Origin of the sequence: Mucilaginibacter sp. SMC90 (assembly GCF_022811725.1) — a bacterium.
In the GTDB taxonomy this organism is placed as follows: domain Bacteria; phylum Bacteroidota; class Bacteroidia; order Sphingobacteriales; family Sphingobacteriaceae; genus Mucilaginibacter.
In genome coordinates this window covers 715,646-742,487 of record NZ_CP094527.1, presented here as the reverse complement: position 1 = coordinate 742,487, position 26,842 = coordinate 715,646, and the positions used below count along the sequence as shown (strand labels likewise).

20 protein-coding genes are annotated in these 26,842 nt (G+C 43.9%); 15 read left to right on the top strand and 5 right to left on the bottom strand.

What is annotated here, in order from left to right; all coding sequences use genetic code 11:
• The first annotated feature begins 11 nt into the window (after window positions 1-11).
• Window positions 12-1,406: a hypothetical protein gene (locus tag MTO98_RS03280; protein WP_243485206.1), complete on the top strand. Its 1,395-nt coding sequence runs from the start codon at window positions 12-14 to the stop codon at window positions 1,404-1,406.
• 218 nt (window positions 1,407-1,624) lie between these two features.
• Here MTO98_RS03280 and MTO98_RS03275 read toward each other — a convergent pair whose 3' ends face one another.
• Entirely contained in the window at window positions 1,625-2,542 is a 918-nt protein-coding gene (locus tag MTO98_RS03275) for a hypothetical protein (RefSeq protein WP_243485205.1), read from the bottom strand.
• A 336-nt stretch (window positions 2,543-2,878) separates the two neighbouring features.
• Between MTO98_RS03275 and MTO98_RS03270 the strand changes: the two genes are divergently transcribed.
• Window positions 2,879-4,441, top strand: coding sequence for a glycoside hydrolase family 10 protein (locus tag MTO98_RS03270; protein ID WP_243485204.1), 1,563 nt, complete (start codon window positions 2,879-2,881; stop codon window positions 4,439-4,441).
• A 472-nt stretch (window positions 4,442-4,913) separates the two neighbouring features.
• Here the strand turns inward: MTO98_RS03270 and MTO98_RS03265 are convergent, their stop codons facing one another.
• From MTO98_RS03265 to MTO98_RS03250, 4 genes are all read right to left on the bottom strand, one after another.
• Window positions 4,914-5,702 (bottom strand): DUF1835 domain-containing protein, encoded by a 789-nt coding sequence (locus MTO98_RS03265; protein ID WP_243485203.1) that lies wholly within the window; start codon window positions 5,700-5,702, stop codon window positions 4,914-4,916.
• Window positions 5,703-5,876: 174 nt separating this feature from the next.
• Window positions 5,877-9,215 carry a vitamin B12-dependent ribonucleotide reductase gene (locus MTO98_RS03260; RefSeq protein WP_243485202.1) on the bottom strand — a complete coding sequence of 1,113 codons (3,339 nt, stop codon included), beginning with the start codon at window positions 9,213-9,215 and terminating at the stop codon, window positions 5,877-5,879.
• Window positions 9,216-9,878: 663 nt separating this feature from the next.
• Complete coding sequence (locus MTO98_RS03255) at window positions 9,879-10,640, bottom strand: phosphosulfolactate synthase (RefSeq protein WP_243485201.1); 762 nt, start codon at window positions 10,638-10,640, stop codon at window positions 9,879-9,881.
• Between the two features lie 311 nt (window positions 10,641-10,951).
• On the bottom strand, window positions 10,952-12,355 hold the full coding sequence (locus MTO98_RS03250; RefSeq protein WP_243485200.1) for a lipopolysaccharide assembly protein LapB: 1,404 nt from the start codon (window positions 12,353-12,355) through the stop codon (window positions 10,952-10,954).
• Window positions 12,356-12,594: 239 nt separating this feature from the next.
• On the opposite strand from MTO98_RS03250, the gene MTO98_RS03245 reads away from it, so the two are divergent.
• The 13 genes from MTO98_RS03245 to MTO98_RS03185 all read left to right on the top strand — a co-directional run bounded on the left by MTO98_RS03245 (window position 12,595) and on the right by MTO98_RS03185 (window position 26,601).
• Window positions 12,595-14,136 (top strand): aldehyde dehydrogenase family protein, encoded by a 1,542-nt coding sequence (locus MTO98_RS03245; protein WP_243485199.1) that lies wholly within the window; start codon window positions 12,595-12,597, stop codon window positions 14,134-14,136.
• Window positions 14,137-14,466: 330 nt separating this feature from the next.
• Window positions 14,467-16,119, top strand: coding sequence for a S8 family serine peptidase (locus MTO98_RS03240; RefSeq protein ID WP_243485198.1), 1,653 nt, complete (start codon window positions 14,467-14,469; stop codon window positions 16,117-16,119).
• 161 nt (window positions 16,120-16,280) lie between these two features.
• Window positions 16,281-16,802, top strand: coding sequence for a DUF177 domain-containing protein (locus MTO98_RS03235; protein ID WP_243485197.1), 522 nt, complete (start codon window positions 16,281-16,283; stop codon window positions 16,800-16,802).
• A gap of 16 nt (window positions 16,803-16,818) precedes the next feature.
• Window positions 16,819-17,010, top strand: coding sequence for a 50S ribosomal protein L32 (gene rpmF / locus MTO98_RS03230; protein ID WP_090534782.1), 192 nt, complete (start codon window positions 16,819-16,821; stop codon window positions 17,008-17,010).
• 16 nt (window positions 17,011-17,026) lie between these two features.
• Window positions 17,027-17,965 carry a phosphate acyltransferase PlsX gene (plsX, locus tag MTO98_RS03225; RefSeq protein ID WP_243485196.1) on the top strand — a complete coding sequence of 313 codons (939 nt, stop codon included), beginning with the start codon at window positions 17,027-17,029 and terminating at the stop codon, window positions 17,963-17,965.
• Between the two features lie 10 nt (window positions 17,966-17,975).
• Window positions 17,976-18,965, top strand: a complete 990-nt coding sequence (locus tag MTO98_RS03220) for a beta-ketoacyl-ACP synthase III (protein WP_243485195.1) — start codon at window positions 17,976-17,978, stop codon at window positions 18,963-18,965.
• Window positions 18,966-19,253: 288 nt separating this feature from the next.
• Entirely contained in the window at window positions 19,254-19,727 is a 474-nt protein-coding gene (gene accB, locus MTO98_RS03215; RefSeq protein WP_243485194.1) for an acetyl-CoA carboxylase biotin carboxyl carrier protein, read from the top strand.
• A 147-nt stretch (window positions 19,728-19,874) separates the two neighbouring features.
• Window positions 19,875-21,209 carry an acetyl-CoA carboxylase biotin carboxylase subunit gene (accC, locus tag MTO98_RS03210; protein WP_243485193.1) on the top strand — a complete coding sequence of 445 codons (1,335 nt, stop codon included), beginning with the start codon at window positions 19,875-19,877 and terminating at the stop codon, window positions 21,207-21,209.
• A gap of 74 nt (window positions 21,210-21,283) precedes the next feature.
• Window positions 21,284-22,150 carry a twin-arginine translocase subunit TatC gene (tatC, locus tag MTO98_RS03205; protein ID WP_243485192.1) on the top strand — a complete coding sequence of 289 codons (867 nt, stop codon included), beginning with the start codon at window positions 21,284-21,286 and terminating at the stop codon, window positions 22,148-22,150.
• 167 nt (window positions 22,151-22,317) lie between these two features.
• Entirely contained in the window at window positions 22,318-22,755 is a 438-nt protein-coding gene (gene rpiB / locus MTO98_RS03200; protein WP_243485191.1) for a ribose 5-phosphate isomerase B, read from the top strand.
• A 129-nt stretch (window positions 22,756-22,884) separates the two neighbouring features.
• The gene (locus MTO98_RS03195; RefSeq protein ID WP_243485190.1) at window positions 22,885-24,444 is read left to right on the top strand and encodes a M28 family peptidase; all 1,560 of its coding nucleotides are present in this window, start codon (window positions 22,885-22,887) and stop codon (window positions 24,442-24,444) included.
• A gap of 216 nt (window positions 24,445-24,660) precedes the next feature.
• On the top strand, window positions 24,661-26,049 hold the full coding sequence (locus MTO98_RS03190) for a LutB/LldF family L-lactate oxidation iron-sulfur protein (protein ID WP_243485189.1): 1,389 nt from the start codon (window positions 24,661-24,663) through the stop codon (window positions 26,047-26,049).
• Between the two features lie 3 nt (window positions 26,050-26,052).
• Window positions 26,053-26,601 (top strand): dihydrofolate reductase family protein, encoded by a 549-nt coding sequence (locus MTO98_RS03185; protein WP_243485188.1) that lies wholly within the window; start codon window positions 26,053-26,055, stop codon window positions 26,599-26,601.
• Window positions 26,602-26,842 lie beyond the last annotated feature (241 nt).

The following is a 26,842-nucleotide window of genomic DNA, read 5'->3' as shown; positions in this document are numbered from 1 at the left end:
CCTACTCTGCTATGAAATCATATATTTTGTTCATCATCATGTCCGTGATGTCGGTTAGCACATTTGCCCAACATCATCATGACATGCAGATGAGCGATACGACAAAGAAAAATCTACGCATGAACAGCACAAAACCCATGGTGATGGACGGTATGAACATGGGAGATATGAAAATGGATACCCCCATGCACCACCATATGATGATGACCAGCCAGTTCTCGCGCGATTTACCCATGAACCGCGACGGTTCCGGAACTTCATGGGTGCCGGATGAAACGCCGATGTATGCCTACATGATCCATGGTAAAAAGTGGATGAGCATGGTGCACGGAAGTTTCTTTGCCCGTTATAACAACCAGGACCTTTTTAACTCCGGCAAACGCGGAGGCAGCAACAGGCTCGATGTGCCTAACTGGCTCATGTTCATGACCCAGCGTAAGGTGGGTAACAATGGTCTGTTTTCTATCAACACCATGTTCTCTCTTGATCCTCTTTTGGTTGGCAATGGCGGTTATCCGCTCCTTTATCAAACCGGCGAATCATATAAAGGGCAAAAACTGGTTGATAAACAACACCCACATGATCTTTTTGCTGAGTTGAGCGTGGCCTATACCCAACGCGTGGCAAAGGATGCCGATATCTCCCTCTCTTTTGGATATCCGGGCGAACCGGCATTAGGTCCGCCGGTGTTTATGCACAGGTTATCGGCTATCAATGATCCCGATGCACCGCTTGGTCATCATTACCAGGACGCTACACATATTACCTTTGGGGTAGCTACATTGGGTTTCCGCATAAAAAATGTAAAGCTGGAGGGATCTATATTTACAGGCCGCGAGCCGGATGAACACCGGTATGATTTTGATAAGATGCGGTTCGATTCGTACTCGGCCCGTTTATCTTACAATCCGTCAAAAGAATGGGCGCTGCAGGTATCTGAGGGATGGATCCACAGCCCGGAAGAAGCAGAACCGGCGCAAAACGTGAATAGGTTTACAGCCTCAGCCATCCATACCAAAATGTTAGGTAAAAACAGTTATGTTGCAACAACATTGGTTTACGGACAAAATCACTACTCGGATAATCATAAAACGCAGCCATCTGTATTGTTAGAGAATACTTTTCAACTCAACAAAACCGCTGTTTATGGCAGATATGAGTTTGTGCAAAAAGATGCTGAGGAATTGGACATGCATGACGCCTATCCGCTAAACCCCAACTTCAATATCAACGCTTTAACATTAGGGGTTAACCGCATTTTAAGCAGCTTTAAAAATACCAATGTAACTGGTGGTGTACAAGCAACGCTAAATGTATCGCCAACGGCATTAAAACCGCTTTATGGCAGTGCCCCGGTTGGATTTGAGGTTTATTTAAGGATAAGCCCGGCGCTGATGAAAATGTAAATTCCATTATGTCATTGCGAGCGCAGCGTGGCAATCGCACGGAAGCATGGCCACCCTGTATAGCATGCGATTGCCGCGCTGCGCTCGCAATGACATGATTTTAAAGGGGTTTGCGAAACAACATAATCAGAAAAAAGAGGCCCGGTTTGCTACGCAAACCGGGCCTCTCCCTTTTATTCGTGTAATTCGTCCTGATTCGAAAAAATCAGTGCCGAAAATTATTTAAGTGTTACACCTGTTTTACCCATAGTACCGCCATCGGCATAAAGCATAATGGTATATGTTCCTTTTTGAAATGGTAAGGTTGGGTTGATCCAGTCGATGGTGTATTGTGAACCATCATCTTTAAAATCAATTGATGTTTTGTAGGTGTATTGCAGATCCTGGCCGTCGGCGCTGAAAGTGCCCGAATCAGGTGCAGTGATCAGGTTACCGGTAGGATCAATAACACGTACATAGATATCATGCATGGCTTTTGTTGCCAGAGTGTTACTGGCTACGGTGAAGTTGATCTTCAATTTTTTGGCCGGGTTTGCCCGGGTTACATCAACCTCCTTGCCGCTACCTTTTATTTTATAGGCCACCACATCTGATGTTGCCAGCTTGAGCGCCTGGGCTACTTTAACCTTAGCACCAAGATCTTCATTCTGTTTGGAGAGCGTATCCACCTTTTTAGCAACTGTTGCCAGGTTGGTTTTCAGGGTATCCCGCTCATTGGTAAGCGATGTGTTTTGTTTTTTAAGCTCATCGATATCAGCAGTGTACTTAGTTACAAAATAGCGAAGCTGTTTCACATCTTCCTGTACTTTGGCAAGTTCCTGCGTGGTAAGTTTACCTTTAGCCAGTTTGGCTCTCAGAATTTTGATGGTCGACTTTAACGAGTCGTTTTTGGCGGTTAGCGCGGCGGTCATTTTGGCTTTGCCTGCAGTGACCTGTTCAACCTGCGATTCAAGACTGTCAAGCTCGGTTTGAAGCCTTGTTTGCTCATCATGCTGATAAACTATTTTTTTATCGGAGTTGTTTTTTTGCAGGTACAGGTACACATCGGTACCCAATAAAGCAAGTACTACTACGATAAGAAAATAAATGACGTTTGAGTTTTTCTTAGGTTGTTGTTGCCCAGATTGGTTTTCCATAGCAATTAAATGTTAAGTTTTAGCATAGTTAAGCAAGTGGTATAACAAAAGCTTAGCTATAGTGTTTAGTTTTTGGCGAAATATCAACTGTTATTGATGTAAAGCGCTCTCCTGTAAGTATATACAGGCGTGTTTATTTTTAATGATCAACCTATTGAACGTTAAAACAATAAAAATATGATTTAAAAAAAATTATTACATCAATTGTGTTAGGCGTGGTGCTAAAATAAATACAAAATGTTTAAAACACAATACGGCTTCAATTTTTATACTTCATAATAAGCCTGCTACGTTATGAGTTTATATCTTTGCAGCTTTCTAACTTAATATTATTTGATGCATATATACAAACGGTTCATACTCCTGATCATATCCCTGATTACATACTTAACAGTTAGCGCACAGCCGGCCGAGCTTGTACCGGCCCCGGTTGAAGCAAAAATGCAGCCCAAACGCGAATTCAGGGGGGTATGGATAGCTACCGTGGTTAATATCGACTGGCCCACCAATTCCAGGTCGCCATCCGAAAAACAGAAGCAGGAGCTTATCGATATATTAAACTCGCACCAGGAAACCGGCATTAATGCAGTTATGTTACAGGTAAGGCCCGCTGCCGATGCTTTTTACGCCAAAAGCCGCGAGCCCTGGTCAAAATATTTAACCGGTAAACAAGGGCAGGCACCAAGCCCAAACTATGACCCGCTTGAGTTTGCTATTACCGAAGCGCACAAGCGCGGCATGGAGCTGCATGCCTGGTTTAACCCTTACCGTGCTACGTTTGATGGCAACTTTGCAGCGCTAAGCCCACAGCACATCACCAAAATTAAGCCAGAATGGTTTTTTACCTATGGCGGCATAAAAACTTTTAATCCAGGCTTGCCCGAGGTGCGCGATTATATTGTACAAGTGATACTGGATGTGGTAGATAACTATGATATCGACGGTGTACACATGGACGATTATTTTTACCCATACCCCATTGCCGGGCAAAAAATAAACGATGATGCAACGTTTAAACAGTATGGCGAAGGCTATGATAACATTAAAGACTGGCGCCGCCACAATGTAGACCTGCTGATAAAAATGATTGCAGATAGCGTACATGCGCATGACCCTAATATCAAATTCGGTATCAGTCCGTTTGGTATTTGGGCCAATAAAGCTCAAAATGAAGAAGGCTCTGAAACCAACGGCGGCTCGTCATATTATGAAAACTATGCCGATACCCGTAAATGGGTAAAAGAAGGCTGGATAGATTATATTAATCCGCAGCTTTACTGGCAGATAGGCAACCGCGCTGCCGATTTTCAAAAACTACTAAGCTGGTGGAGTGATAACACCTACGGCAGGCACTTGTATATAGGGCAGGCTGCATACCGCATCAATGAGCGCAAGGTACAGGCTTTCAGAAACCCTGCGCAGTTGCCACAGCAAATAGAACTCATACGTGATAACCCAAGGGTACAGGGCAGTGTTTATTTCAGTTCAAATTCACTTACCAGTAATCCGCTTGGTTTTACCGATTCATTGCGGGATAATTACTACCAGTATCCTGCACTGCCGCCTGTAATGCTATGGCGCGATTCGATACCACCTAATGCCCCGCAACAGGTTACGGCCAAAGCCGCAGGCAAAAGCGTAGCGGTAAGATGGCTCACGCCAACGCTGGCTAAAGACGAAGAGCCGGTTTATGGCTATGTTGTATACCGCTTTGATGATGGCGAAAAAATTGATATCGAAAATCCTAAAAATATCCTCAAGATCAAATATGATCCTGCGCTGGGTTATGATGACAATACCGTTGTTAAGGGTAAAATATATTTCTATGTGGTTACGGCACTTGACAGGATGAAGAATGAAAGTGAACGCTCACCTACAATAGCGGTTACGGTGCCATAGGGGGCATTTACGAATATTGGTGGGGTCTGTCCGATTTCCTCCCCAGAGAAGGTGTAGGGAAAGGTTTAAGTGAGTTGCCTAATCGTGAGCAAGACGTATAAACCCCTCCCTGCCAATACACAGCCCCAACGCACCCCTCCCAGGGGTTTAGTTAACCCACAAAATTGTTTTGTCGTTTAATCAGCAAGGTGTTTTGTTTTGACCCTCTGGGTCAAAAGGTATTTCTATACTTTTATGCTACAAACCTTTTGCACCTCCGGTGCATCTGTCCTTAAGCATTAATTAGTATCTGATTATATTATAAAACCAGCCGGCCCCAGCGGGGCCACGTGTTTATAGCCCTAAAGAGGAGATTTTTTGGCTCCGTAGGTGCCTCCTATTGAAATTTTGGATTGATAAATTTTGTGGGTAAACTTAAACCCAGGGAAGGGAATTGTCAATTCATGGGCTATTGCTTCCGCAGGGAGGCAATCTATAATTCAATCAACCCCTTTTCTTGCAATCTATTAAGGTAGATATCAATTTCCGAATCACCAAAACCAAAAATACTTTCAGTTTTCCAGAACACAATATAAATGGCTGATTTGGTTTTAGCGCCGCTGTTGTAAATATCCAATAGTCTTTGCTCAATATAAGTTAACCCATCTGCATTGATTTGCATCCGTTTCAGGTGTGCTTTTAGCGCGGGTTTAAGCAGGGGTACGGCACCCCAAAAGGAGTTTTCATTAAGCCATTTTTCTAACCCGGCCAGGTCATTATTTACATACAGTCTCCAGGCATCAAAGGCAAGGCCCAGTTCCCATTCGTTCAGGCGTTCGCGCGCATCGTACAATTCTTCAAATTGCTCGCCGGTTAGTTCACCAAGGCCTTTCTTGTTATCAAACTGAATACAATCTGCCAAACAAATGAGGTAAATAGCCGGTGCCGACATATCCGTTTTGAGCGATAGCATTTCCAAAACACCCAGCAAGTTTACCTGGCAATGCAAATCAAATTCAAACCACAGGTTGATCTCTTTATACTGGCTGTTGAGTTTGCCCAATTCATCCAACACTTTATGCTGATAATCGCCCTCGGGTGCGTCAAATGTTTTTTCGATCCAGTTGCGGCGGGCGCTCCAAAAACTACCCGACAGGATATTTTCCTCCAGCGGACCTTCAGAAAATACTTCACGCCAAACCATAACATCACCGTCGAGCCCGGTCTGATCAAAACCATCTAACGCGGCATCACCATTTAATATGTGTAGGATAGAGTTCATAAAAGCTAAGTTATAAATAATTAGCCCCCCGGCCCCCTAAAGGGGGAGTTTTTTGATTGGCTTAATTTGTTATGACAGTAAGTAATAATTACCGCCCTAAAAACAAACAAGCCCCGCCTGAGGGACGGGGCTGTCACATAATTAACTATTTATAATTGATCGAAAATCCTTTTGTTAAGAGCAACCCATAGAGTTACCGCAGTTTAAACATTTGTAGCAAGTGCCCGAACGTACCGTGGTATGCCCGCAAACGTTGCAGCTTGGTGCATCGCTTTGCACACCCATACTAACGTCGAAAGATAAGCCTTTTCTTTGAGCATTTGAAGAATTTTCTGAAGATACCTGATTATGGGTAGATGGCTGGTAAACGTTGGTTTCATCAACATTGAAATCCTCATCGCCCATTTGCGGATTGCCTAATACGCCGTTCTTATCGGTAATGATGTGTACAAGATCGGTCCGGTCCTGGTATTCATAGCCCAGCATCCTGAAAATATAGTCGATAATGGATGTTGCACTTTTGATATTGGTATGGCCAACAACCATACCGGCCGGCTCAAAACGGGTAAAGGTAAATTTCTCTACATATTCTTCCAATGGTACACCATATTGCAATCCGATGGAAACCGCGATAGCAAAACAGTTCATGAGTGAACGAAATGTTGCGCCTTCTTTGTGCATATCCACAAAGATCTCGCCCAGGGTGCCGTCCTCGTACTCACCAGTGCGCACAAAAACGGTTTGCCCGTCGATACTGGCCTTTTGTGTAAAGCCGCGGCGTTTATAAGGCAGGTGTTTCTTTTGTACAACGCGCGAAAGCTGGCGCATAAAGGCCGTGTCCTTCGATTTTTCCATGATAGCTATTGCTGCCTCAATAACCTGTTCGGGGGTTAAGTCGCTCAGTTTTACGTTGGCCGCTTCGCCCAATACTTCTTCAACGGTATCCAGTTTTTCGTCGGCTTCCTCTTTAACGTCCGATTTGGTCGACAGTGGTTGCGACAGTTTGCAGCCATCACGGTAAAGCGCATTAGCTTTTAAACCCAGCTGCCATGAAAGCTCGTAGCAATCTTTGATCTCTTCAACCTTAGCTTCGTTAGGCAGGTTAATGGTTTTGGAGATAGCCCCCGAAAGGAAAGGCTGTGCGGCGGCCATCATTTTGATGTGACCATGAGCGTGGATATAACGTTCGCCCTTTGCACCGCATTTGTTGGCACAATCAAAAATTGGATAGTGTTGTAACTTCAGATACGGAGCTCCTTCAATGGTCATGGTTCCGCAGATATATTCGTTGGCCTCGGCAATTTGTTTCTTATTGAAACCTATTGCTTTTAACAAGTTAAAATCAGGAGCGTTGTATTGCTCGGCATTTATGCCAAGACGTTTCAGGCAGTCTTCGCCTAATGTCCAGATATTGAATGCAAAACCAATTTCAAAAGCTGATACCATTGCCTTGTCCAGTTTTTCCAGTTCGTTGTCAGTAAAACCTTTGGCTTTAAGGATATCGATGTTGATATGCGGAGCTCCTTTTAAAGTGGCTGCACCTTTGGCGTAATTAACAATTGCGATAACCTCGTGCTCCTGGTAGCCTAAGTTACGTAAGGCTTCGGGCACTGCCTGGTTGATAATTTTGAAATATCCCCCGCCAGATAGCTTTTTAAATTTCACTAAGGCAAAATCGGGCTCTATGCCGGTAGTATCACAATCCATTACCAAACCAATAGTACCTGTTGGTGCAATTACGGTGGTTTGCGCGTTACGATAACCGTATTTTTCACCCATTTCAACGGCTTTATCCCAGGCGTTGCAGGCCGCTGAAAGCAAATAATCAGGGCAGATCTTTTGATCGATACCCGGAGGGGCTATTTCCAGTCCCTCGTAGTTTTCGGTTGAATTGTAGGCGGCGTACCGGTGGTTGCGCATTACACGCATCATGTGCGCTTTATTATCGTTATAACGGCTAAAAGCTCCAAGTTCCCGGGCCATTTCGGCCGAGGTAGCGTAAGCAGTACCGGTCATGATAGCAGTAATCGCTCCGCCAATAGCGCGGGCCTCATCACTATCATAAGGAATGCCATTTACCATCAATGCCGAACCAAGGTTGGCATAACCCAAACCAAGCGTACGATAATCATATGATAATTGCGCTACTTCTTTCGATGGAAACTGCGCCATCAATACCGAAATTTCCAGTACGATGGTCCACATGCGGCAGGCGTGTTCAAAGCCTTTTACATCAAACACGCGGGTTTGCGGATCAAAGAAATGGGCGAGGTTGATAGATGCGAGGTTACAGGCCGTATTATCCAAAAACATGTATTCCGAACATGGATTGGATGCATTGATCCGGCCGCCTTCGGGGCAGGTATGCCATTCGTTGATAGTACTGTCAAACTGTACACCCGGATCGGCACAGGCCCAAGCGGCAAATGAAATATCATCCCAAAGCTTTTGTGCAGCTATGGATTTTACCGTTTTGCCGCTCATGCGGCTGGTTAGGTTCCAGCTTGAACCCGTTTTAAGTGCATTGAAAAAACTATTGGGGATCCGTACCGAATTGTTTGAATTTTGACCGGATACTGTACGATAGGCCTCACCCTCATAATCTGAAGAATAACCGGCAGCTATTAAAGCAGCTACTTTCTTCTCTTCCTCTACCTTCCAATTCACAAAACTTTCAATTTCGGGGTGGTCAAGGTCAAGGCAAACCATTTTTGCTGCCCTGCGGGTTGTTCCGCCCGATTTGATGGCACCTGCTGCCCTGTCGCCAATTTTAAGGAACGACATCAGGCCGGAAGAGTAACCGCCGCCCGACAGCTTTTCGTTATCACCGCGAATCTTGGAGAAGTTTGTACCAACACCCGATCCGTATTTAAAGATACGGGCTTCGCGAACCCAAAGGTCCATAATGCCACCTTCGTTCACCAGGTCGTCATCAACAGAAAGAATAAAGCAGGCATGAGGCTGAGGGCGCTCATATGCTGATGTCGATTTGCTTAGCTGTTCTGTTACCGGATCCACAAAATAATGCCCCTGCGGCTTTCCTGTAATGCTGTATGATGTATGCAGGCCGGTGTTGAACCACTGCGGCGAGTTTGGCGCGGCCAGTTGCCCTGCTATGGTATAAACTATTTCGTCGTAAAATATATCGGCATCTTTAGGAGTAGAAAAGTAACCGTAACGCATGCCCCAATCTTTCCAGCAATTGGCCATGCGATGGGCAACCTGTTTAATGCTTTTTTCGGCTCCGGTTGTGCCGTCAGGCTGCGGAACGCCAGCCTTGCGGAAATATTTTTGGGCCAGTATATCAGTGGCCACCTGCGACCAGCCTGCCGGCACTTCAACATCGTTCATTTCAAACACGGCATCGCCGGATGGGTTACGGATAACCGACGAGCGTTTTTCATATTTAAACAGGTCATAAACATTGATGCCTTCTTTGCTGAAATAGCGTTCTGCTTTGAGTCCCTTTCCTCCGCTTGTTGCGGGCGCCTTACTGGTAATGTTTTTAGCCATAGCTTTTCGTGAATTATGATAAAATTAACTGAGTAGATGCAACACAAAAAAAAGTTCAGGGGTTTTAACTCAAATCTATCAGTATGCTGAATAGCATAATAGCCGGAGTTTTCCACAGGGTTGGCAGTAAATGCGGCAGATGAGGATTGCGTAAATTAAATAGCTTGATTTTTAGATTTTTACGATGTTAATAATTATGGATTTTATGTTTTTTAAGGAAGGGAACAGCATTGGTTAATATAAATAAAAGCGTCATTGCGAGGAACGAAGCAATCCCCGACTGGCAGAGTAGCTATACAAGTTCGCCCTGTAGAGTTTGGGATTGCTTCGTACCTCGCAATGACGTGGTGGAGAGGTTGCACCCGCTGGCGCAAGTCTTGTGTGGCTGCCTGTGTGGGGCTGACTTGTGACCTTTAGGGCACCCGCTGGCGCAAGTCTTGTGTGGCTGCCTGTGTGGGGCTGACTTGTGACCTTTAGGACAAGACAGTGGCTGCCTGCATGGGGATGAAGTACCCTATTAGCACGGCGCTCTGTATAGCATGCGATTGCCACGCTGCGCTCGCAATGACATAGAAGAGATTATTCACTTTGGGGATGAAAACAAAAAGCCCTCAGATTACTCTGAGGGCTTGGGTTAATTGTTATATTAAGATCAGTCAACAATTACATCTCTAAAAAATGGTCGAAAGTATCGCTGCGGATACCTAACCTTAAAGTTTCAAGCGGGATGATATCCGCAGGGGCTATATTGCCCAAACTTACATTTGCCCCAATCAGTTTAATGAACCAAACCTGCTGGGCTTTTTGGGGTGCTTCCCATATAATGGTTCCTTCGGGAATCTGAGTCAGGATCTCGTCAACCAGGCCCTGGCGTACCTCGCCCGAATCGCGGTAGATGCCTACATTTCCGCTTTCACGGGCCTCGGCAATAACCTTCCATGAGCCGGCCTCAATTTCGGCGCTCATCAGTTTGATCCATTTATAGGGGGCGAAGATCTTTTGCACATCTTTTGAACCCACTTCAGATATAACGGTAACTTGTTTGGCCAGCTCGCTAATGTATTTACATTTTACATCATGCTCAATCGTAATTGACCCGTCAGAAACTTCGCAATGTTCCAGCTGATATTTATCCAGTAAACGGCGATAATCATCAAACTGATTACGTACGATAAAGGCTTCAAATAGCGTACCGCCAAAATAAACCGGAATGCCGGCCTCGCGGTAAAGTTTTAATTTCTGCTCAAGATTAGGAGTAACATATGATGTAGCCCAACCCAGTTTTACAATATCAGTATAAGGCCCGCCTACTTCAATAAAATCTTCAACCTGGCGCAAACTAAGGCCTTTATCCATAACCATGGTGATGCCTTTATCGCGTGGTTTAGCTGTACGTTCAGGAAGATGATTGATAGTGTAGTTCATTGTGAGTATTTGTTATAGCCTATAACTAAAAGTTCTAACGAGGCAAAGGTCGCAACAAATATGCAGATGTGCAAATTTGAAATGTTAAATGATTTTAAAGCTCACGGTAAATTCATTGTTGTTGTGGAATGGTGAGTGGTTGATTGGGTTGATTAAGTGAGTGGTTGACTATACTTCGATCCTGTTGGCAATCGGTTTTATCTTAAAACACGAAAAGACGCATAATTATATGTGTCTTTTCGTGTTTTATTTTATTAAAGAGATAGAACTATTCACCCAACCAACCACTCACCTAATCAACCATTCACTCCCTACTTAGTATACCTGTTAATGATATCCACAATTACTTTATTCTTTTGCAATTGCGGCAGGTAATCAAACAGGATGTAATGTTTTTCCGGGTCTGCGGCTAAGGCGTACTCCAGGTTATTAAGGGCTTCATTGTATTCGCCTTTGGCAAACAGGTAAGCTACCATACGGTAGTAAAGCTCTGCTGCTTCCGGATTATTTTTGATAGCCTGTGCTATGATCTCAATAGCTTCATTAAGCTTTTGCTGCTCATAAAGTATCGATGAATAATCAAGCCATGCGTCAATATCCAGCGGGTTTAATTCCACTACTTTTTCGTAGGCCTTTTCTGCTTCATCTAAATGGCCGAGTTTGTACTCAGCATCGGCTATAGCAAACCAGTAATCAGCATTGGCTATATCCAGGTCGAGCGCTTTTTTGTAAAAGTGCAGCGCTTCAAAGTAACGTTCCTCAAAATCAAGGGTAACACCAATTCCAAACCAGGCATCAGCCAGCTTAGGGTCCATCTTCACCGATTTTTTGTAGAAAGCGCGTGCATCGTCCATTTGCTCCAGCTTTTCATAGCACTCGCCAATAGCGCAATAAGTATCTGCATTGGGTTGCTCGTACTCAAAGGTGTGGCGGTATACTTCTATAGCTTCAGCGTATTTTTCAAGGTTAACTAATGCATTACCTTTATTGAAATAGGCCGATGCAAAGCTGTCCTTAATTAATATGGCATAATCATAGGAGTCGATAGCTTTTTCAAACAGGCTCAGCTTGGTATAGGCATTGCCTAAATTGTACCAGGCGGCGTAACTGTATGGTTCGTTATCGATATATTGCTGGTAAAACTGAACGCTTTCCTGCTGGTTGTCCATTACATCATAGCAAAAAGCCAGCTCGTAAAGGGCATCCTGGTTTTCCATATTTTGCTTAAGGCAAAGCTTAAGGTAAGTTATGGCCGTGTCATAATCGCCCATGTTTTGGTAAACGTAGGCTATGTGCAACAGGATCTCGTCGGTCTCTTCGGCAAGGTCAAGGGCCTTTTCGTAATTTTCCAGCGCTTCGGCATAACGTTCCAGGCTTTCATACAAATTGCCACGGATAATATATATATCCGCGTCAGATGCTTCGAGCATGGCAGCTTTATCCAGTGCGGCAAAAGCTTCCGGAACTTTGTTGCTTACCACAAGCAGTTGGGCCTGTTTTATCAGGAAAATTGCCGCAAAAGGGTGCTGGCTTCGCGCGTACTCTGCTACCTGTAATGCCCTGGCCGGATCATTTTTTTCGATGTAATAGTCGATAATGTTCTCAAACGCCTGGGCATCAAAAAAGTACAAGTCCTGATTTCTGATCATTTCCTCGTACCGTTCTACCGAGAATTTTGGGTCTTCGGTAAAACCAAATTCAAATTCTTCTTCCATTCAATTTTGTTTGCAGAACATCCGCTTTAGGTTGACAAATTGCCTTGTAAAGACTTATTGAGACTCAAATTACAATAAGTAAGCAACCAAAATGCAATTTAGTTTTCAACATTCAAACATTCTCAACAACTGTTAAATACAAATCATTGATAATTAATGATAATTGATACAACAGGCAAGCGATGAGTGATTCTGAAAAATTGCCCTAAAGATTTCTACCTTTGACAAAAGTAACAATTATGGAGCCTAATATTTCAGATATCCTAAAACGTTTACATATAAACGATATTAATGAAGCCTTTAGTACAGGCAGCACCTGGGGCAGCAGTGCCGGTGCCGCGGTAAAAGATATAACGTCGCCGGTCGACGGCAAAAAGATTGCGTCGGTACGCCTTGCAACCGAAGCGGATTATAACCAGGTTGTTGAACAAGCTGCCTCAGCATTTAAAACCTGGCGTAAAACACCTGCACCCAAACGCGGCGAAATTGTACGCCAGATTGGCGAGGCCCTCCGCGCTGCCAAGCAGGACCTGGGTACTTTGGTATCATACGAAATGGGCAAAAGCCTGCAGGAAGGATTGGGCGAAGTACAGGAAATGATTGATATTGCCGATTTTGCCGTAGGCCTGAGCCGCCAGCTGTATGGTTTAACCATGCACAGCGAAAGGCCCGAGCACCGCATGTATGAGCAATATCATCCGCTGGGTATTGTTGGTATTATTTCGGCCTTTAACTTTCCCGTTGCTGTTTGGAGCTGGAACTCCCTGTTAGCCTGGGTTTGCGGGGATGTATGCATTTGGAAACCATCAGAAAAAACACCTTTAACGGCTATAGCCTGCCAGCACATAGCAAAGGAAGTTTTTAAAAAGAATAATATTGAAGAGGGCGTTTCATGCCTGGTAATTGGCGAGCGTAACATTGGCGAACTAATGGCTGCCGATACACGGGTTCCCTTAGTTTCGGCCACTGGTTCAACCCGCATGGGTAAAGCTGTGAGCGCAGCTGTTGGCGCAAGGTTGGGCAAAAGCCTGTTGGAGCTTGGCGGTAACAATGCCATTATCATCAGCGAAAATGCCGACCTGGATATGTCGCTCATTGGGGCGGTGTTTGGCGCTGTAGGCACTGCCGGTCAGCGTTGTACCAGTACCCGCAGGCTCATTATTCACAAAAGCGTTTACGAGGCCTTTAAACAAAAACTGGTTAATGCTTACAAACAGATCAGGATAGGTAACCCGCTTGATGAACATAACCACATGGGCCCGCTGATTGATACTGATGCTGTTGCTTTATATCTTGACTCGATTGAGAAATGCAAGGCCGAAGGTGGCAACTTTGTGGTTGAGGGCGGCAAGCTGGCAGGAGCGGGCTATGAATCGGGCTGTTATGTGAAACCCTGCATTGCGGAGGTTGAAAATCACTTTAAGATAGTGCAGCATGAAACTTTTGCGCCTATCCTTTACCTCATTAAATACAGCGATATCGAGGAAGCGATAGACTTACAAAATGGTGTTCCGCAGGGATTATCATCAGCCATTATGACCAATAATTTACGTGAGGCAGAACAATTTTTATCCTACGCTGGTTCTGATTGCGGCATTGCCAATGTTAACATCGGTACATCCGGTGCTGAAATAGGCGGCGCATTCGGCGGTGAAAAGGAAACCGGCGGCGGCAGGGAGTCAGGCTCAGATGCATGGAAAGTTTATATGAGGAGGCAAACCAATACTATAAACTATTCAAAAACGTTGCCTTTAGCCCAGGGGATCAAGTTTGATTTGTAGGGGATTGTCTGAACCAGGATTTGGGGGATTTTAAGATTTATGGGATTTGCTTGTCTTGTTTTTATAAATTAATTGGGACAAGAAATAAAATCCTGTCCATCCCCATAATCCACCCAAATCCCGATTCAGATAGCGTTAGGGATAGCAGCGGATACCGGCCATGAGCGTAATGCCTGCAGGCGTATGAGCGGATAGCCCGGCCGGAGGCAACGCCCCGAAATAAAAATTAACCTAAATGAAAACCGGCACGTAAAAGGCTGGAAGATTAAAATAAAAACTAAAACGATTCATTGGTCTTTACATAAGACATTATATAATAATACACTGTTCATGTTCAAATTTTGTAAGTACGTAAGCGCAACCACTTTATCAGCAGCATTATTAATTAATTTACCGGCATTGGCACAGCAAGCACCCGTTGCTGACCCCGCCCCGCCAAAAGCCTGGCACCTGCTTGATTTAAAGGAAAGTGGCTTTTATGGCATCAGCCTGAAACAAGCTTACTTATTTGTACAGGGCAAAAAAAGCAAACCTGTTGTTGTGGCAACTATTGACAGTGGCGCCGATACCTCGCAAACCGACCTAAAGACAGTATTGTGGGTAAATAAAAAGGAAATTCCGGGCAACGGCATTGATGATGACCATAATGGTTATGTTGATGATGTACATGGCTGGAACTTTTTGGGCGGCCCCGGTGGCAAGGCCGACTTTACCGAAACCACTGAAGAAGTACGTGAATACAATAAATTAAAAGACAAATACGCTTCAGTTACCGATTCAACCGCCAATACCAATAAAAAAGAGTATGCTTACTGGCTGCGTGTAAAAACAGTTTATGATTCAACGGTAAACAAAGCTAATACCGAAATTGGCCAGCTTTCGCCGGTGATGAACGCGCTGATGGTTACCAGTGGGTATATTAAACGCGGTCTTAATTTACCGGCGAACGGCACCTTTACCCAGGCAGATCTGGCTAAGGTTAAAGTAGCTAACGATACCTTAAGCCAAAGTAAATATGTTTGGGAATCGGTATTTGCACAGGAAGGAGCGGGCTCTACCAACGCCAAAATTATTAAAGACTTAAGCGAATACCTGGCGAAGCTTAACAATGATGTATCTCCTGACCTTACATCGCGCAAGCGTATTGTAGGTGATGATCCGGATACCATGGATGGCAAGCCTTACGGCAACAACCTGGTAAAATTTGCCGATGCAGCACACGGTACCGGGGTAGCCGGGCTTATCGGCGCTGTACGCAACAACAACTATGGCATTAACGGTGTTGCCGATAATGTAAAGCTCATGATCATTAAGGCTGTGCCTAATGGTGATGAATACGATAAAGATATAGCCAACGCCATTCGCTACGCGGTTGATAATGGCGCACGTGTGGTTAACATGAGCTTCGGGAAAAAGATCTCGCCGCATAAGGAATGGGTTGATGCTGCCTTTAAATATGCCGCATCAAAAAATGTTTTACTGGTGATGGCTGCCGGTAATGACAACCAGGACATGGATACCCAGCCCGAATTTCCGAATGATACTTTTTTAGACGGATCATCAACCGACGCGGATAACGTGATCAGTGTAGGCGCTTCGGGGCCTAAGTTAGGGCAAAACCTTGCCGGCGATTTTTCAAACTATGGTAAAAAAAACGTTGATATTTTTGCACCGGGGGTTAAAGTAACCTCTATCACTACCGATGCTGAAGTTGATACCGAAGACGGCACCAGCTTTTCATCGCCAATAACAGCGGGCATAGCTGCTTTGATATTAGAATATTATCCAACCCTGAGCGCCAGGCAGGTAAAGGAAGCTATTTTAGGTTCGGCTACCCCGCTTACCGGCACTATGGTATTAAAGCCAGGCAGCAAAACCGAAAAGGTTGATTTTACAACGTTATCAAAAACAGGAGGTATAGTAAATGCGTATAAAGCGTTGCAGCTGGCCTCAAAAATGAAACCCGAGGTTTTAGTTAATTGATTTGATGGCAATTAAGGAGGTTATGCACCTGCTATCAATCTCATTAATTATCAACCTTTTACCTTCAGCCTTTGTCCTTTCGCCTCACCGCAGGGCCAAAATAAAAAAACACTTTCCAGTTATGGTATTTTTCCATACATTTGCGGGCTAATTGTTGCTCATTGAAATCGCTTAAAAAATATTCGATTCCCTTTACGGGGCTTAAACTGGGGAAACACCTGTTTGAGTATGACATACAGGATGATTTTTTTGACGAGTTTGAATACTCACTCGTTAAGAAAGCAACCCTGCACTGTGAAGTTGAACTGGACAAGCAGGAAACTATGCTGATCCTGAACTTTAAGATAGATGGCACGATTGATGCCAACTGCGACAGGTGCCTGAAGGTATTGCCAATACAACTTGACATTACCGAACAGCAGATAGCTAAATTTAGCGATGAAGCAGTTGACGAGGATGAAGAGATTATAACACTTGGTAAAAATGATCACGAGATCGATATTGCCGGGTTGATATATGAATACATTAATGTTGCAGTGCCGTTTATATCAATTTGCGGCGAGGGTAATACCTCAACCTGTGATAAAGAAATGCTTGACAAGCTTAACAGCTTATCGGCAAATGGTGAACAAAGTGAGCAAACAGACCCACGGTGGGATGCGCTCAGGAACATGAATAAATAATTAATATTAGGATATTATGCCACATCCAAAGCGGAAATTTTCAAAATCAAGGAGAGATAAACGCAGAACCCATTACAAAGCGGAAGCTCCAACTTTAACTACCTGCCAAACTACAGGCGCTGTGCACTTGCCACACCGTGCGTATACTGTTGATGGTAACGTTTACTACAACGGTAAAGTTCTTATTGAGAAAGCAGCAGTAGCCTAAGTTTAATTTTCTGAAAATGAAGATTGGCTTAGATATTATGGGCGGTGATTACGCTCCCAAAGCAGCTGTTTTAGGAGCTATCGAAGCGTATAAAACTTTATCTGCCGACCAGAAACTGGTACTCATTGGCGATAAAGAAGTTACAGTAAGTATTCTTCAGGAAAACGGTGTAAGCCCTGATAACTTCGAGTTTGTACATACAACCGAAGTTATTGGTATGGGCGAACACCCGACTAAAGCTATTGTTCAAAAGCCTGACTCGAGCATATCAGTTGGTTTCCAACTGCTTAAAGCCGGCGAAATTCAGGCTTTCTCATCGGCTGGTAACACCGGCGCTATGCTTGTTGGCGCCATGTTCAGCGTAAAAACTATTCCGGGTGTTGTACGCCCGGCTATGACTACTATTGTACCCAAACTTAAAGGAGGTTTGGGTATTTTGTTGGATGTAGGTGCCAATGCCGATTGCAAGCCTGATGTGCTTGTTCAGTTCGGCGTACTCGGCAGCCTGTTTGCCCAAACTGTTTATGATATACCTAACCCGCGGGTTGCGCTCATTAACATTGGCGAAGAGGAGGAAAAAGGCAACTTACTTTGCCAGGCTACCTACCCGTTAATGAAAGAAACAAAGTTGTTTAACTTTGTTGGCAATGTTGAAGGGCGCGATCTTTTTAGCGAAGGCACCGATGTGTATGTATGTGATGGTTTTACAGGCAATGTAATATTAAAGCTTGCAGAATCGTTTTATGTTGTAACGCGGAAGAAACAGCTGAAGGACGAGTTTTTTGACAGGTTTAATTATGAACAATATGGCGGCAGCCCAATACTGGGTGTAAATGCCCCCGTTGTTGTTGGTCACGGCATCTCGAGCCCCGAGGCGATAAAAAACATGGTCCTTTTATCAAGGAACATGATAGAGAGTAACCTCGTTGATAAAATAAAACAAGCATTCCAGTAATTTTATAAAGATGAGTAAAGTTCATGCCGCTATTACCGCTGTACATGGTTACGTTCCCGACTATGTATTAACCAACCAGGAACTGGAAACAATGGTTGATACAAACGACGAATGGATAACCAGCCGTACCGGTATCAAAGAGCGACGCATATTAAAAGGCGAAGGCCTTGCTACATCTGATATGGCGGTCCCCGCCGTTACCGAGCTCCTTAAAAAACGCGGTATCGGTGCCGATGAGATCGACCTTATCATCTTTTGTACTACCACCCCCGATATGATCTTCCCGGCTACGGCCAACATTTTAGCCCACAAAATTGGTGCAAAAAATGCGTGGGGATTTGATTTGCAGGCTGCATGCTCCGGTTTCTTATACGGCTTAACTTCAGGCGCTCAATTTATTGAAAGCGGCAAGCATAAAAAAGTATTGGTTGTTGGCGGCGATAAAATGTCGGCTATTGTTAACTATAAAGATCGTGCTACCTGCATTATTTTTGGTGATGGCTGCGGCGCGGCCCTGCTTGAGCCAAATGAGGAAGGCAACGGCCTGATCGATTCTATTTTAAGAAGCGACGGTGCCGGAGGTCAGTACCTTAACCTTAAAGCCGGCGGTTCATTAAAACCAGCCAGCCATGCTACCGTTGACGCCGGTGAGCATTATGCGTACCAGGAAGGCCAGGCTGTATTTAAATTTGCAGTAACCAACATGGCCGATGTTGCGCACGAAGTAATGGAACGTAACCACCTAACAGGCGATGATATTGCCTGGCTGGTACCGCACCAGGCCAACAAGCGCATTATTGATGCTACTGCAAACCGTACAGGTATCAGTGCCGATAAAGTTATTATCAATATTGAGCGCTATGGTAACACCACCAACGGAACAATCCCGCTTTGTTTGTGGGAATGGGAAAGCAAATTTAAGAAAGGGGATAACCTGATTTTAGCAGCTTTTGGCGGCGGATTTACCTGGGGCGCGGTGTATTTGAAGTGGGCTTATTGATGTGCAAATTTCAGGTATGCTGATGTGCTGATTTTCTTTATCAAAGCATATCTACCATATCAAAAAATTAAAACATCTGTAAACGGCACATGTTATCTGCTTATAAAAACATATAAAACTGTTCAATTATCAACGTAATTGAACCTCTGATTAATTAACTAACGTATAATTTGCAACACAACGCATTTGCACATCAATACATGGATTTGCATATTTGCACAACTGTAGTTTGCACATTAATATATAATTTAGGTATAAACTTTGTCCAAAACCAATTAATCCTTCAACATGGATATTAAACAAATTCAGGACCTTATTCGCTTTGTTTCCAAATCGGGCGTGAACGAAGTATCAATCGAGCAAAAAGATTTTAAGATCACAATAAAAACCAACGAGGTACAGCCTACGGTGGTTCATGCTACTATCCCGGCAGTTACACAACCTGTTACTCCGGTATTGCCATCTGCTCCGGCACCAACCCCGGTTGAGCCTGCTGCACCGGCTGCTCCTGATACATCAAAATACATTACCGTTAAATCACCTATGATCGGTACTTTTTACCGTTCATCAAGCCCGGATAAACCTTTGTTTGTAAACGTTGGCGATGAGATAAAACCAGGTAGCGTAGTATGTATCATTGAAGCTATGAAACTATTCAATGAAATTGAATCAGAAGTTTCGGGCCGTATCGTAAAAGTACTTGTTGATAACGCCTCACCGGTTGAGTACGATCAACCCCTGTTTTTAGTAGAACCAGTTTAGTTAATGAACTGATGTGCAAATTACAGATGTGCAAATGATATTTAATTCGTTTGCACATTTATAATTTACATATTTGCCCATCAATCATTCGTTAATATTTTCATCTGCATATTTGCACATCTGTAATTTGCACATCAAAGAAAAACAATGTTTAAAAAAATATTAATAGCTAACCGTGGCGAAATCGCCCTTCGTATTATCCGTACCTGTAAAGAAATGGGTATTAAAACGGTAGCTGTATATTCAACCGCCGACCGCGATAGTCTTCACGTTCGTTTTGCCGATGAAGCTGTTTGTATCGGTCCGCCGCCAAGTCGCGATTCCTATTTAAATATTCCAAACATCATATCGGCTGCCGAATTAACCAATGCAGATGCGATCCATCCTGGTTACGGCTTCCTGTCTGAAAATGCCAAGTTCTCGGCCATTTGTGCTGAATATGGCATTAAATTTATCGGTGCCACTGCCGAGCAGATCAACCAGATGGGTGATAAAGCCTCAGCTAAGGATACCATGAAAAAAGCTGGTGTACCTATCGTTCCCGGTTCAGATGGTTTGCTTAGCGATGTTAAACAAGGTATTTCTATCGCCAACAAAATTGGGTACCCTATTATATTAAAAGCTACTGCCGGTGGTGGTGGCCGCGGTATGCGTATTGTTTGGAAAGACGAAGAATTTGAAAACGCCTGGGATTCTGCCCGTGCCGAGTCTGGTGCTGCTTTCGGTAACGATGGCTTATACCTTGAAAAATATGTTCAGGACCCGCGTCACATCGAAATTCAGGTTGTGGGTGATCAGTTTGGCAAAGTATGTCACCTTTCTGAGCGCGACTGCTCTATCCAACGTCGTCACCAGAAACTGGTTGAAGAATCACCTTCACCTTTCATGACCGAAAAACTACGTAAAAAAATGGGCGAGGCCGCTATAAAAGGTGCCAAAGCTGTTTCATACGAAGGTGCCGGTACTGTAGAGTTTTTGGTTGATAAAGACCGTAACTTCTACTTCATGGAGATGAATACCCGGATCCAGGTTGAACACCCGGTTACCGAAGAGGTGATCAATTTTGACCTGATCAAAGAGCAAATCAAAGTTGCTGCAGGCATCCCCATCTCTGGTAAAAATTACGAGCCAACAATGCATGCCATTGAATGCCGTATCAATGCCGAAGATCCGTTTAACAGTTTCCGTCCTTCACCTGGTAAAATAACCAATTTCCACTCTCCGGGCGGACATGGTGTGCGTATAGATACACACGTATATACCGGCTATGTTATTCCTCCAAATTATGATTCAATGATTGCCAAAGTTATTTGCGTGGCCCAAACCCGCGATGAAGCTTTGAGCACCATGGAGCGCGCATTGAGCGAATTCGTGATAGAAGGCGTTAAAACAACCATTCCATTCCATTTAAAATTATTGAAGGATCCAAACTTCCGCGCTGGTAATTTTACCACCAAGTTTATGGATACATTTGAATTATAAAAATAAATTCAAACTAACTTCATACTATTAAACGTATTTAGCACAATAGCGTTGATACAGCGGTATATATTACAATGAGCGAAAACAAGATCATCAAGGCCATAAAGGAAAAAGGTAAAACGTTAGAGGCAGAAATGTCTTTCTTTGATCACCTCGAGGCTTTAAGGGGGCATCTTATACGTGCTTCAATAGCCATTGTAGTATTTACCGCTGTTGTTTTTTATTACTACGACTGGATCTTTGATACCATTATCATGGGGCCCAGCAAGTCAACTTTCTGGACTTACCGTATGCTTTGCAAAATCGGTGCTGCCCTGCATCGCGACGGCTTTTGCGTTAGTAATGTTAAAATCCGCCTGATCAATACCGAACTGGCTGGTCAGTTTACGCTCCAGATCAACTCGGCATTAATAATCGGGATCACGCTGGGCGTTCCATACCTGATCTGGGAACTCTGGCGTTTTATAAAGCCTGCGTTACATGACAAGGAGCGTAAGGCAGCTACCGGATTTGTATTTTATGCCTGTTTTCTTTTCTTTTTGGGTGTCCTGTTTGGTTACTATGTAATCACACCGATGTCAATCAACTTCCTGTCGGGCTATACTGTAAGCGCGGCTATTGAGAATTTGATTGATACGGACTCTTACCTATCTTCGGTGGCAACCCTTACCCTTGCTACAGGCCTTGTTTTTCAATTGCCTATCCTGGTTTATATATTGGCTAATCTGGGTATCATGACGCCCAAGTTCATGAAAGAAACACGCAGGTATGCCATTGTGGTGATCCTGGTCATAGCTGCGGTAGTTACCCCTACACCTGATATGCTTACCATGACCGTGGTTAGTATCCCGCTGTTTGTATTATACGAGGTTAGTATAATTGTAGCCGGCCTTGTTGAAAAACGTAAGATCAAAAAAGAAGAAGCTTTAGACAGAGCTTAATAACGTCTTTTTAAGCTGTCGGCTGCTTTTTCTATGCTAAAGCAGCAAATAAGTGAGATCCGCATATTTTAAGGACTGAGAAACCATCTTTTTGAGCGTTTACACACTGGCCTGTTTATAACAAATTATTTACCTTTAAACACGGTAAAACGTTATACTTTTGTTAAATGAAGCAAGGATTAAAAATTGCAATTGGTTCGGATCATGCCGGGTATGAATACAAAGAAATTTTAACCGCGGCCCTATCAATGACCGAAGTAAAAGACTTCGGCACTTATTCATCTGAATCGGTTGACTATCCTGACTTTGCGCACCCCGTAGCTAATGCCATTGAAAGCGGCGAATGCGACCTGGGGATCCTGATTTGTGGTGCGGCTAATGGTGTGGCTATAACAGCCAACAAACACCAAAATATTCGTGCGGCCATTTGCTGGAAAGAAGAAATTGCTGTGCTGGCCCGCAGCCATAACAACGCCAACATAGTTTGCGTACCTGCCCGCTTTGTTACCCCCGAAGAAGCGACGGCAATTGTAACTACATTTTTAAATACTGAATTTGAAGGCGGCAGGCATGCCCATCGTGTGGAGAAAATTGCGTGCGCTTGATTTAGGTTAAAGGCAAAAGGTAAAAGGTTTTTATCGTCTTTCGCTTTGCAAGATGCAGCTACCTTTCGCCTTTAACCTTTAGCCTTTGACCTTAAAGGGCACCTTAAAAAAGAACTATTAACTAAAAGAATGAATAAATTACCATTATTGCTCATTGCACTGGCCTCGGCAACGACGGCCTGTGCACAGCAGAACAGCACGGCTATGAAATACGCCGGGCTGATAACTGCAGATGATGCGAAAAAGCACCTGAGCATCCTGGCTTCAGATGCCTTTGAAGGCCGTGAAACGGGTAAACCAGGTGCCGAAAAAGCCGCTAATTACATAGCCAATGAGTTTAAAAAATTAGGGCTGCAGGCACCTGTTAACGGGTCATACTTCTTGAATGTACCCCTTACCGAAAATGCTTTGAAAGTAACCGCATTTACGGTTAACGGAAAATCATTTGAGTATGGCACCGACTTTTATTTAGGAGGTTCATTCCCGGATAAAAGCACATCAGTAAATAACATCGTATTTGTTGGCTATGGTACCGATGCTGAAATTGGCAATACCGATCTGGCAGGGAAAATTGTGCTTTGGATTAACGAGGATAAACCAGAAGCAGGCACTACACCCAATACCAGCTATCGCATGACCAATGCGCGCATGAAGGTTGTAAAGAATTTACAAAGCAAAAATCCGGCGATCATTTTAGCTGCCAACCCGGGTATTGCAGCTGCACTGGCCCGTTTTGGTAAAAGCGTAACAAGCCCTAAGCTAACCATTAAAGATGAAGCGGCTAAACCGGCAAATACGAATGCACCTGTGTTCAATATCACTGCTACATTGGCCGACGCACTTGTAAAATCAACAGGTAAAACCTATGCCGACCTTAAATCTGCTTCGGCAGCGGCGGTTACTCCTGCGGCAGATATTAAAAATAACGTGGTTATAAACTACGCTACTACAAAAAATGATGTAAAAGCGGTTGACGTATTGGGCTACATGCCGGGTACCGATCTGAAAGATGAAGTATTGGTTTTTTCGGCGCATTATGATCATATAGGCTTAAACCCCGATGAAAAGGCAAAGGATAAAGTAAACAACGGTGCCGACGACGATGGTTCAGGTACTACCGGCATTTTGGAAATTGCCCGGGCTTTCTCCAAGGCAAAAAAAGACGGTCATGGCCCACGCCGCAGTATCCTGTTTTTAGGTAACGTAGGCGAAGAAAAAGGTTTATTAGGTTCTGAGTATTATTCAGATCATCCTGTATTCCCGCTGGCTAATACCATTACCGATTTAAACATTGATATGATTGGCCGCGTTGGCGAAGAATATATTGGCAAACCCGATTCCGCAAACTATGTATACCCTATCGGTTCGGCTATGTTGAGCAAGGAGCTGCATGAAATTGGTGAAAACGCCAACAATACTTATACAAAACTAAAACTTGACTATAAGTATGATGATCCTAATGATCCTAACAGATTTTACTACCGCAGCGATCACTACAACTTTGCAAAACACGGCGTACCTATTATCTTCTACTTTAATGGTGTTCATGCCGATTACCATCAGCCTGGCGATGAAGTAAGCAAGATCAATTTCCCGCTGTTAGCCAAACGCGCTCAACTGGTATTTTACACCGGCTGGGAATTGGCCAATCGCGATAAACGCCCCGCAGTGGATGCTGTTGGGAAGTAGTGACTGGTTGATTGAGTTGATTAGGTGAGTGGTTCTGCTCGCTGAAAATATTTTATGTAGAGGCGCATCACTTGCGCCTCTTTTTGTTAAAGGAAAATTGATTTTGCGAAAACCATTTAACTAATAAGATGTTCAAAAAATAAAAAACCACTCACTTAATCAACTCAATCAACCGCTCACCATAAAAAATAAAAACAAAACCCTACTTTCGCATATATGGGAGCAACCGCTGAAGAATTCCTGATAAAATCGGAGGAGAAGGCTTTTGATGCCGATCATCGCCGGATTATCAATTTCAATATTGACCGGTATGATACAGCGGTATCCCGGGGCTTGTCGCGCCTTATCAATTTAGATAATGCCAAGAAAAAAGGCCATGTGCTTAAATGGAAGGTGATGGAAAACCTTGATAAATTCCTCCCCGAATTTGAGGCAAATTTCCAAAAACGCGGCGGCAAGGTGATTTGGGCTAATGATGTAGAAGAAGCCCAGCGCGAAATCCTGAATATTATCAAAAAGGCCAATGCTAAAACCGTAGTAAAATCAAAATCGATGGTTACTGAAGAAATTCACCTCAATGAATTTCTGGAAAGTAACCAGATCGAGTCGCTCGAAACAGATCTTGGCGAATATATAGTACAGTTGTTAGGCCAAAAGCCTTACCATATTGTTACCCCGGCTATGCACCTGAGCAAGGAGGATATAGCGAAGCTTTTTAACGAAAAGTTTGGTACCCCCATTGACGCCACACCCGAACAAATTACCCTGAAAGCCCGCGAACTGCTTCGCGAAAAATATGTACAGGCCGATGTAGGCATAACAGGCGCTAACTTCCTGCTGGCTGATACCGGCAGCATTGCTATCAGCGAAAATGAAGGGAACGCGCGCCTTTGTACCACATTCCCTAAAATACATATAGCCATTGTGGGTATTGAAAAAATCATTCCTTCCATTACCGATCTGGATTTGTTTTGGCCAATGCTTTCAACCCACGGCACTGGTCAAAACCTTACTGTGTATAATAGCATACTGAGCGGTCCGCGCCAATCAAATGAAACCGACGGCCCTGAAGAAATGTATGTAGTATTGCTGGATAACGGACGTACTAATCTGCTGGCAAAAAAAGACCAGCGCCAGGGACTATATTGCATCCGCTGCGGGGCATGCCTCAATGGTTGCCCAATTTATAAAAACATTGGCGGCCATACTTACGCCACCACCTATAGCGGCCCGATAGGCTCTATTATTACCCCGCATACACGTGGTATGGAAGATTTTAAGCACTTGAGTTACGCCTCAAGTTTATGTGGCAAATGCACAGAAGTTTGCCCGGTTAAGATCGATATCCACAAAATGTTGCTCTTGAACCGCCGTGACGCGGTGAATGAGAACCTGGTTACCAACAAAGAGCGCTGGGGTTGGGCTATCTGGAAAAAGGGAATGCTTAAACGCAAGCTTACCGATTTTTTTGGCGGCGGCATGAAAAACTTCCTGCTCAAAACTTTTTTTAAACGCACATGGGGCCATTTACGCGACATGCCAAACGTGGCTGATAAATCGTTCAGCAAGCAGTGGCAGGAAATGAATAATACACCTGAAGAATAACCCATGCGTAAAATAATTTTAAACCTTGCGGTGAGCCTCGATGGCTTTATTGAAGGTACTAACGGCGAATATGACTGGTGCCTTACCGATCAGGATTATGGGATGACCGAGTTTCTAAACAGCAGCGATGCCATTTTCATAGGTCGTAAAAGCTACGATTTGCTCATGAGTACCGATCCTGAAATGTTTGGAGCCCTAAAAATGTATGTTTTTTCGGATACACTTCGGGCATCACAAAATCCCAATACCGAAATTATTAATAGCACCGAGTTTGCAGCGCGTGTAGAAGAGATCAGGAACCAAGCAGGCAGCAATATTTGGTTATTTGGAGGTGCAAGCCTTGTTTCTGCATTTATCGACCGGTGCTTGATCACCGAGTTTATGCTCTCGGTTCACCCCATTATTTTAGGCGGAGGGAAGCCTTTATTCACCGGTTCAAAAGATCGTGTAGAACTTATTTTACTGAGCAGCGAGCAATTTTCGAGCGGGTTGGTGCAGCTTAGATATGCCATCAAACCTAAATTTGATCTGAGCATGTTTGATGGAATGTAGCTTTTGGGAAGCTGAAAGCCGATAGACTTTACAATCGAAAACGCTTTAATACATAGTTCATTTGGGCTAAAGCCACTTTGTATAATTTGGGTTCCGTCCCATAAATGGGACGGCAATGAATGGAAAATTCGAGTTCATTACCGACAGAAGTGATGGCGATGAACCCCAAATTTAGCTTCATTGCCATTGGTTTTAACCAACGGATAAAAACATTGCTAAGCGCGGGCTTTAGCCCAAATCT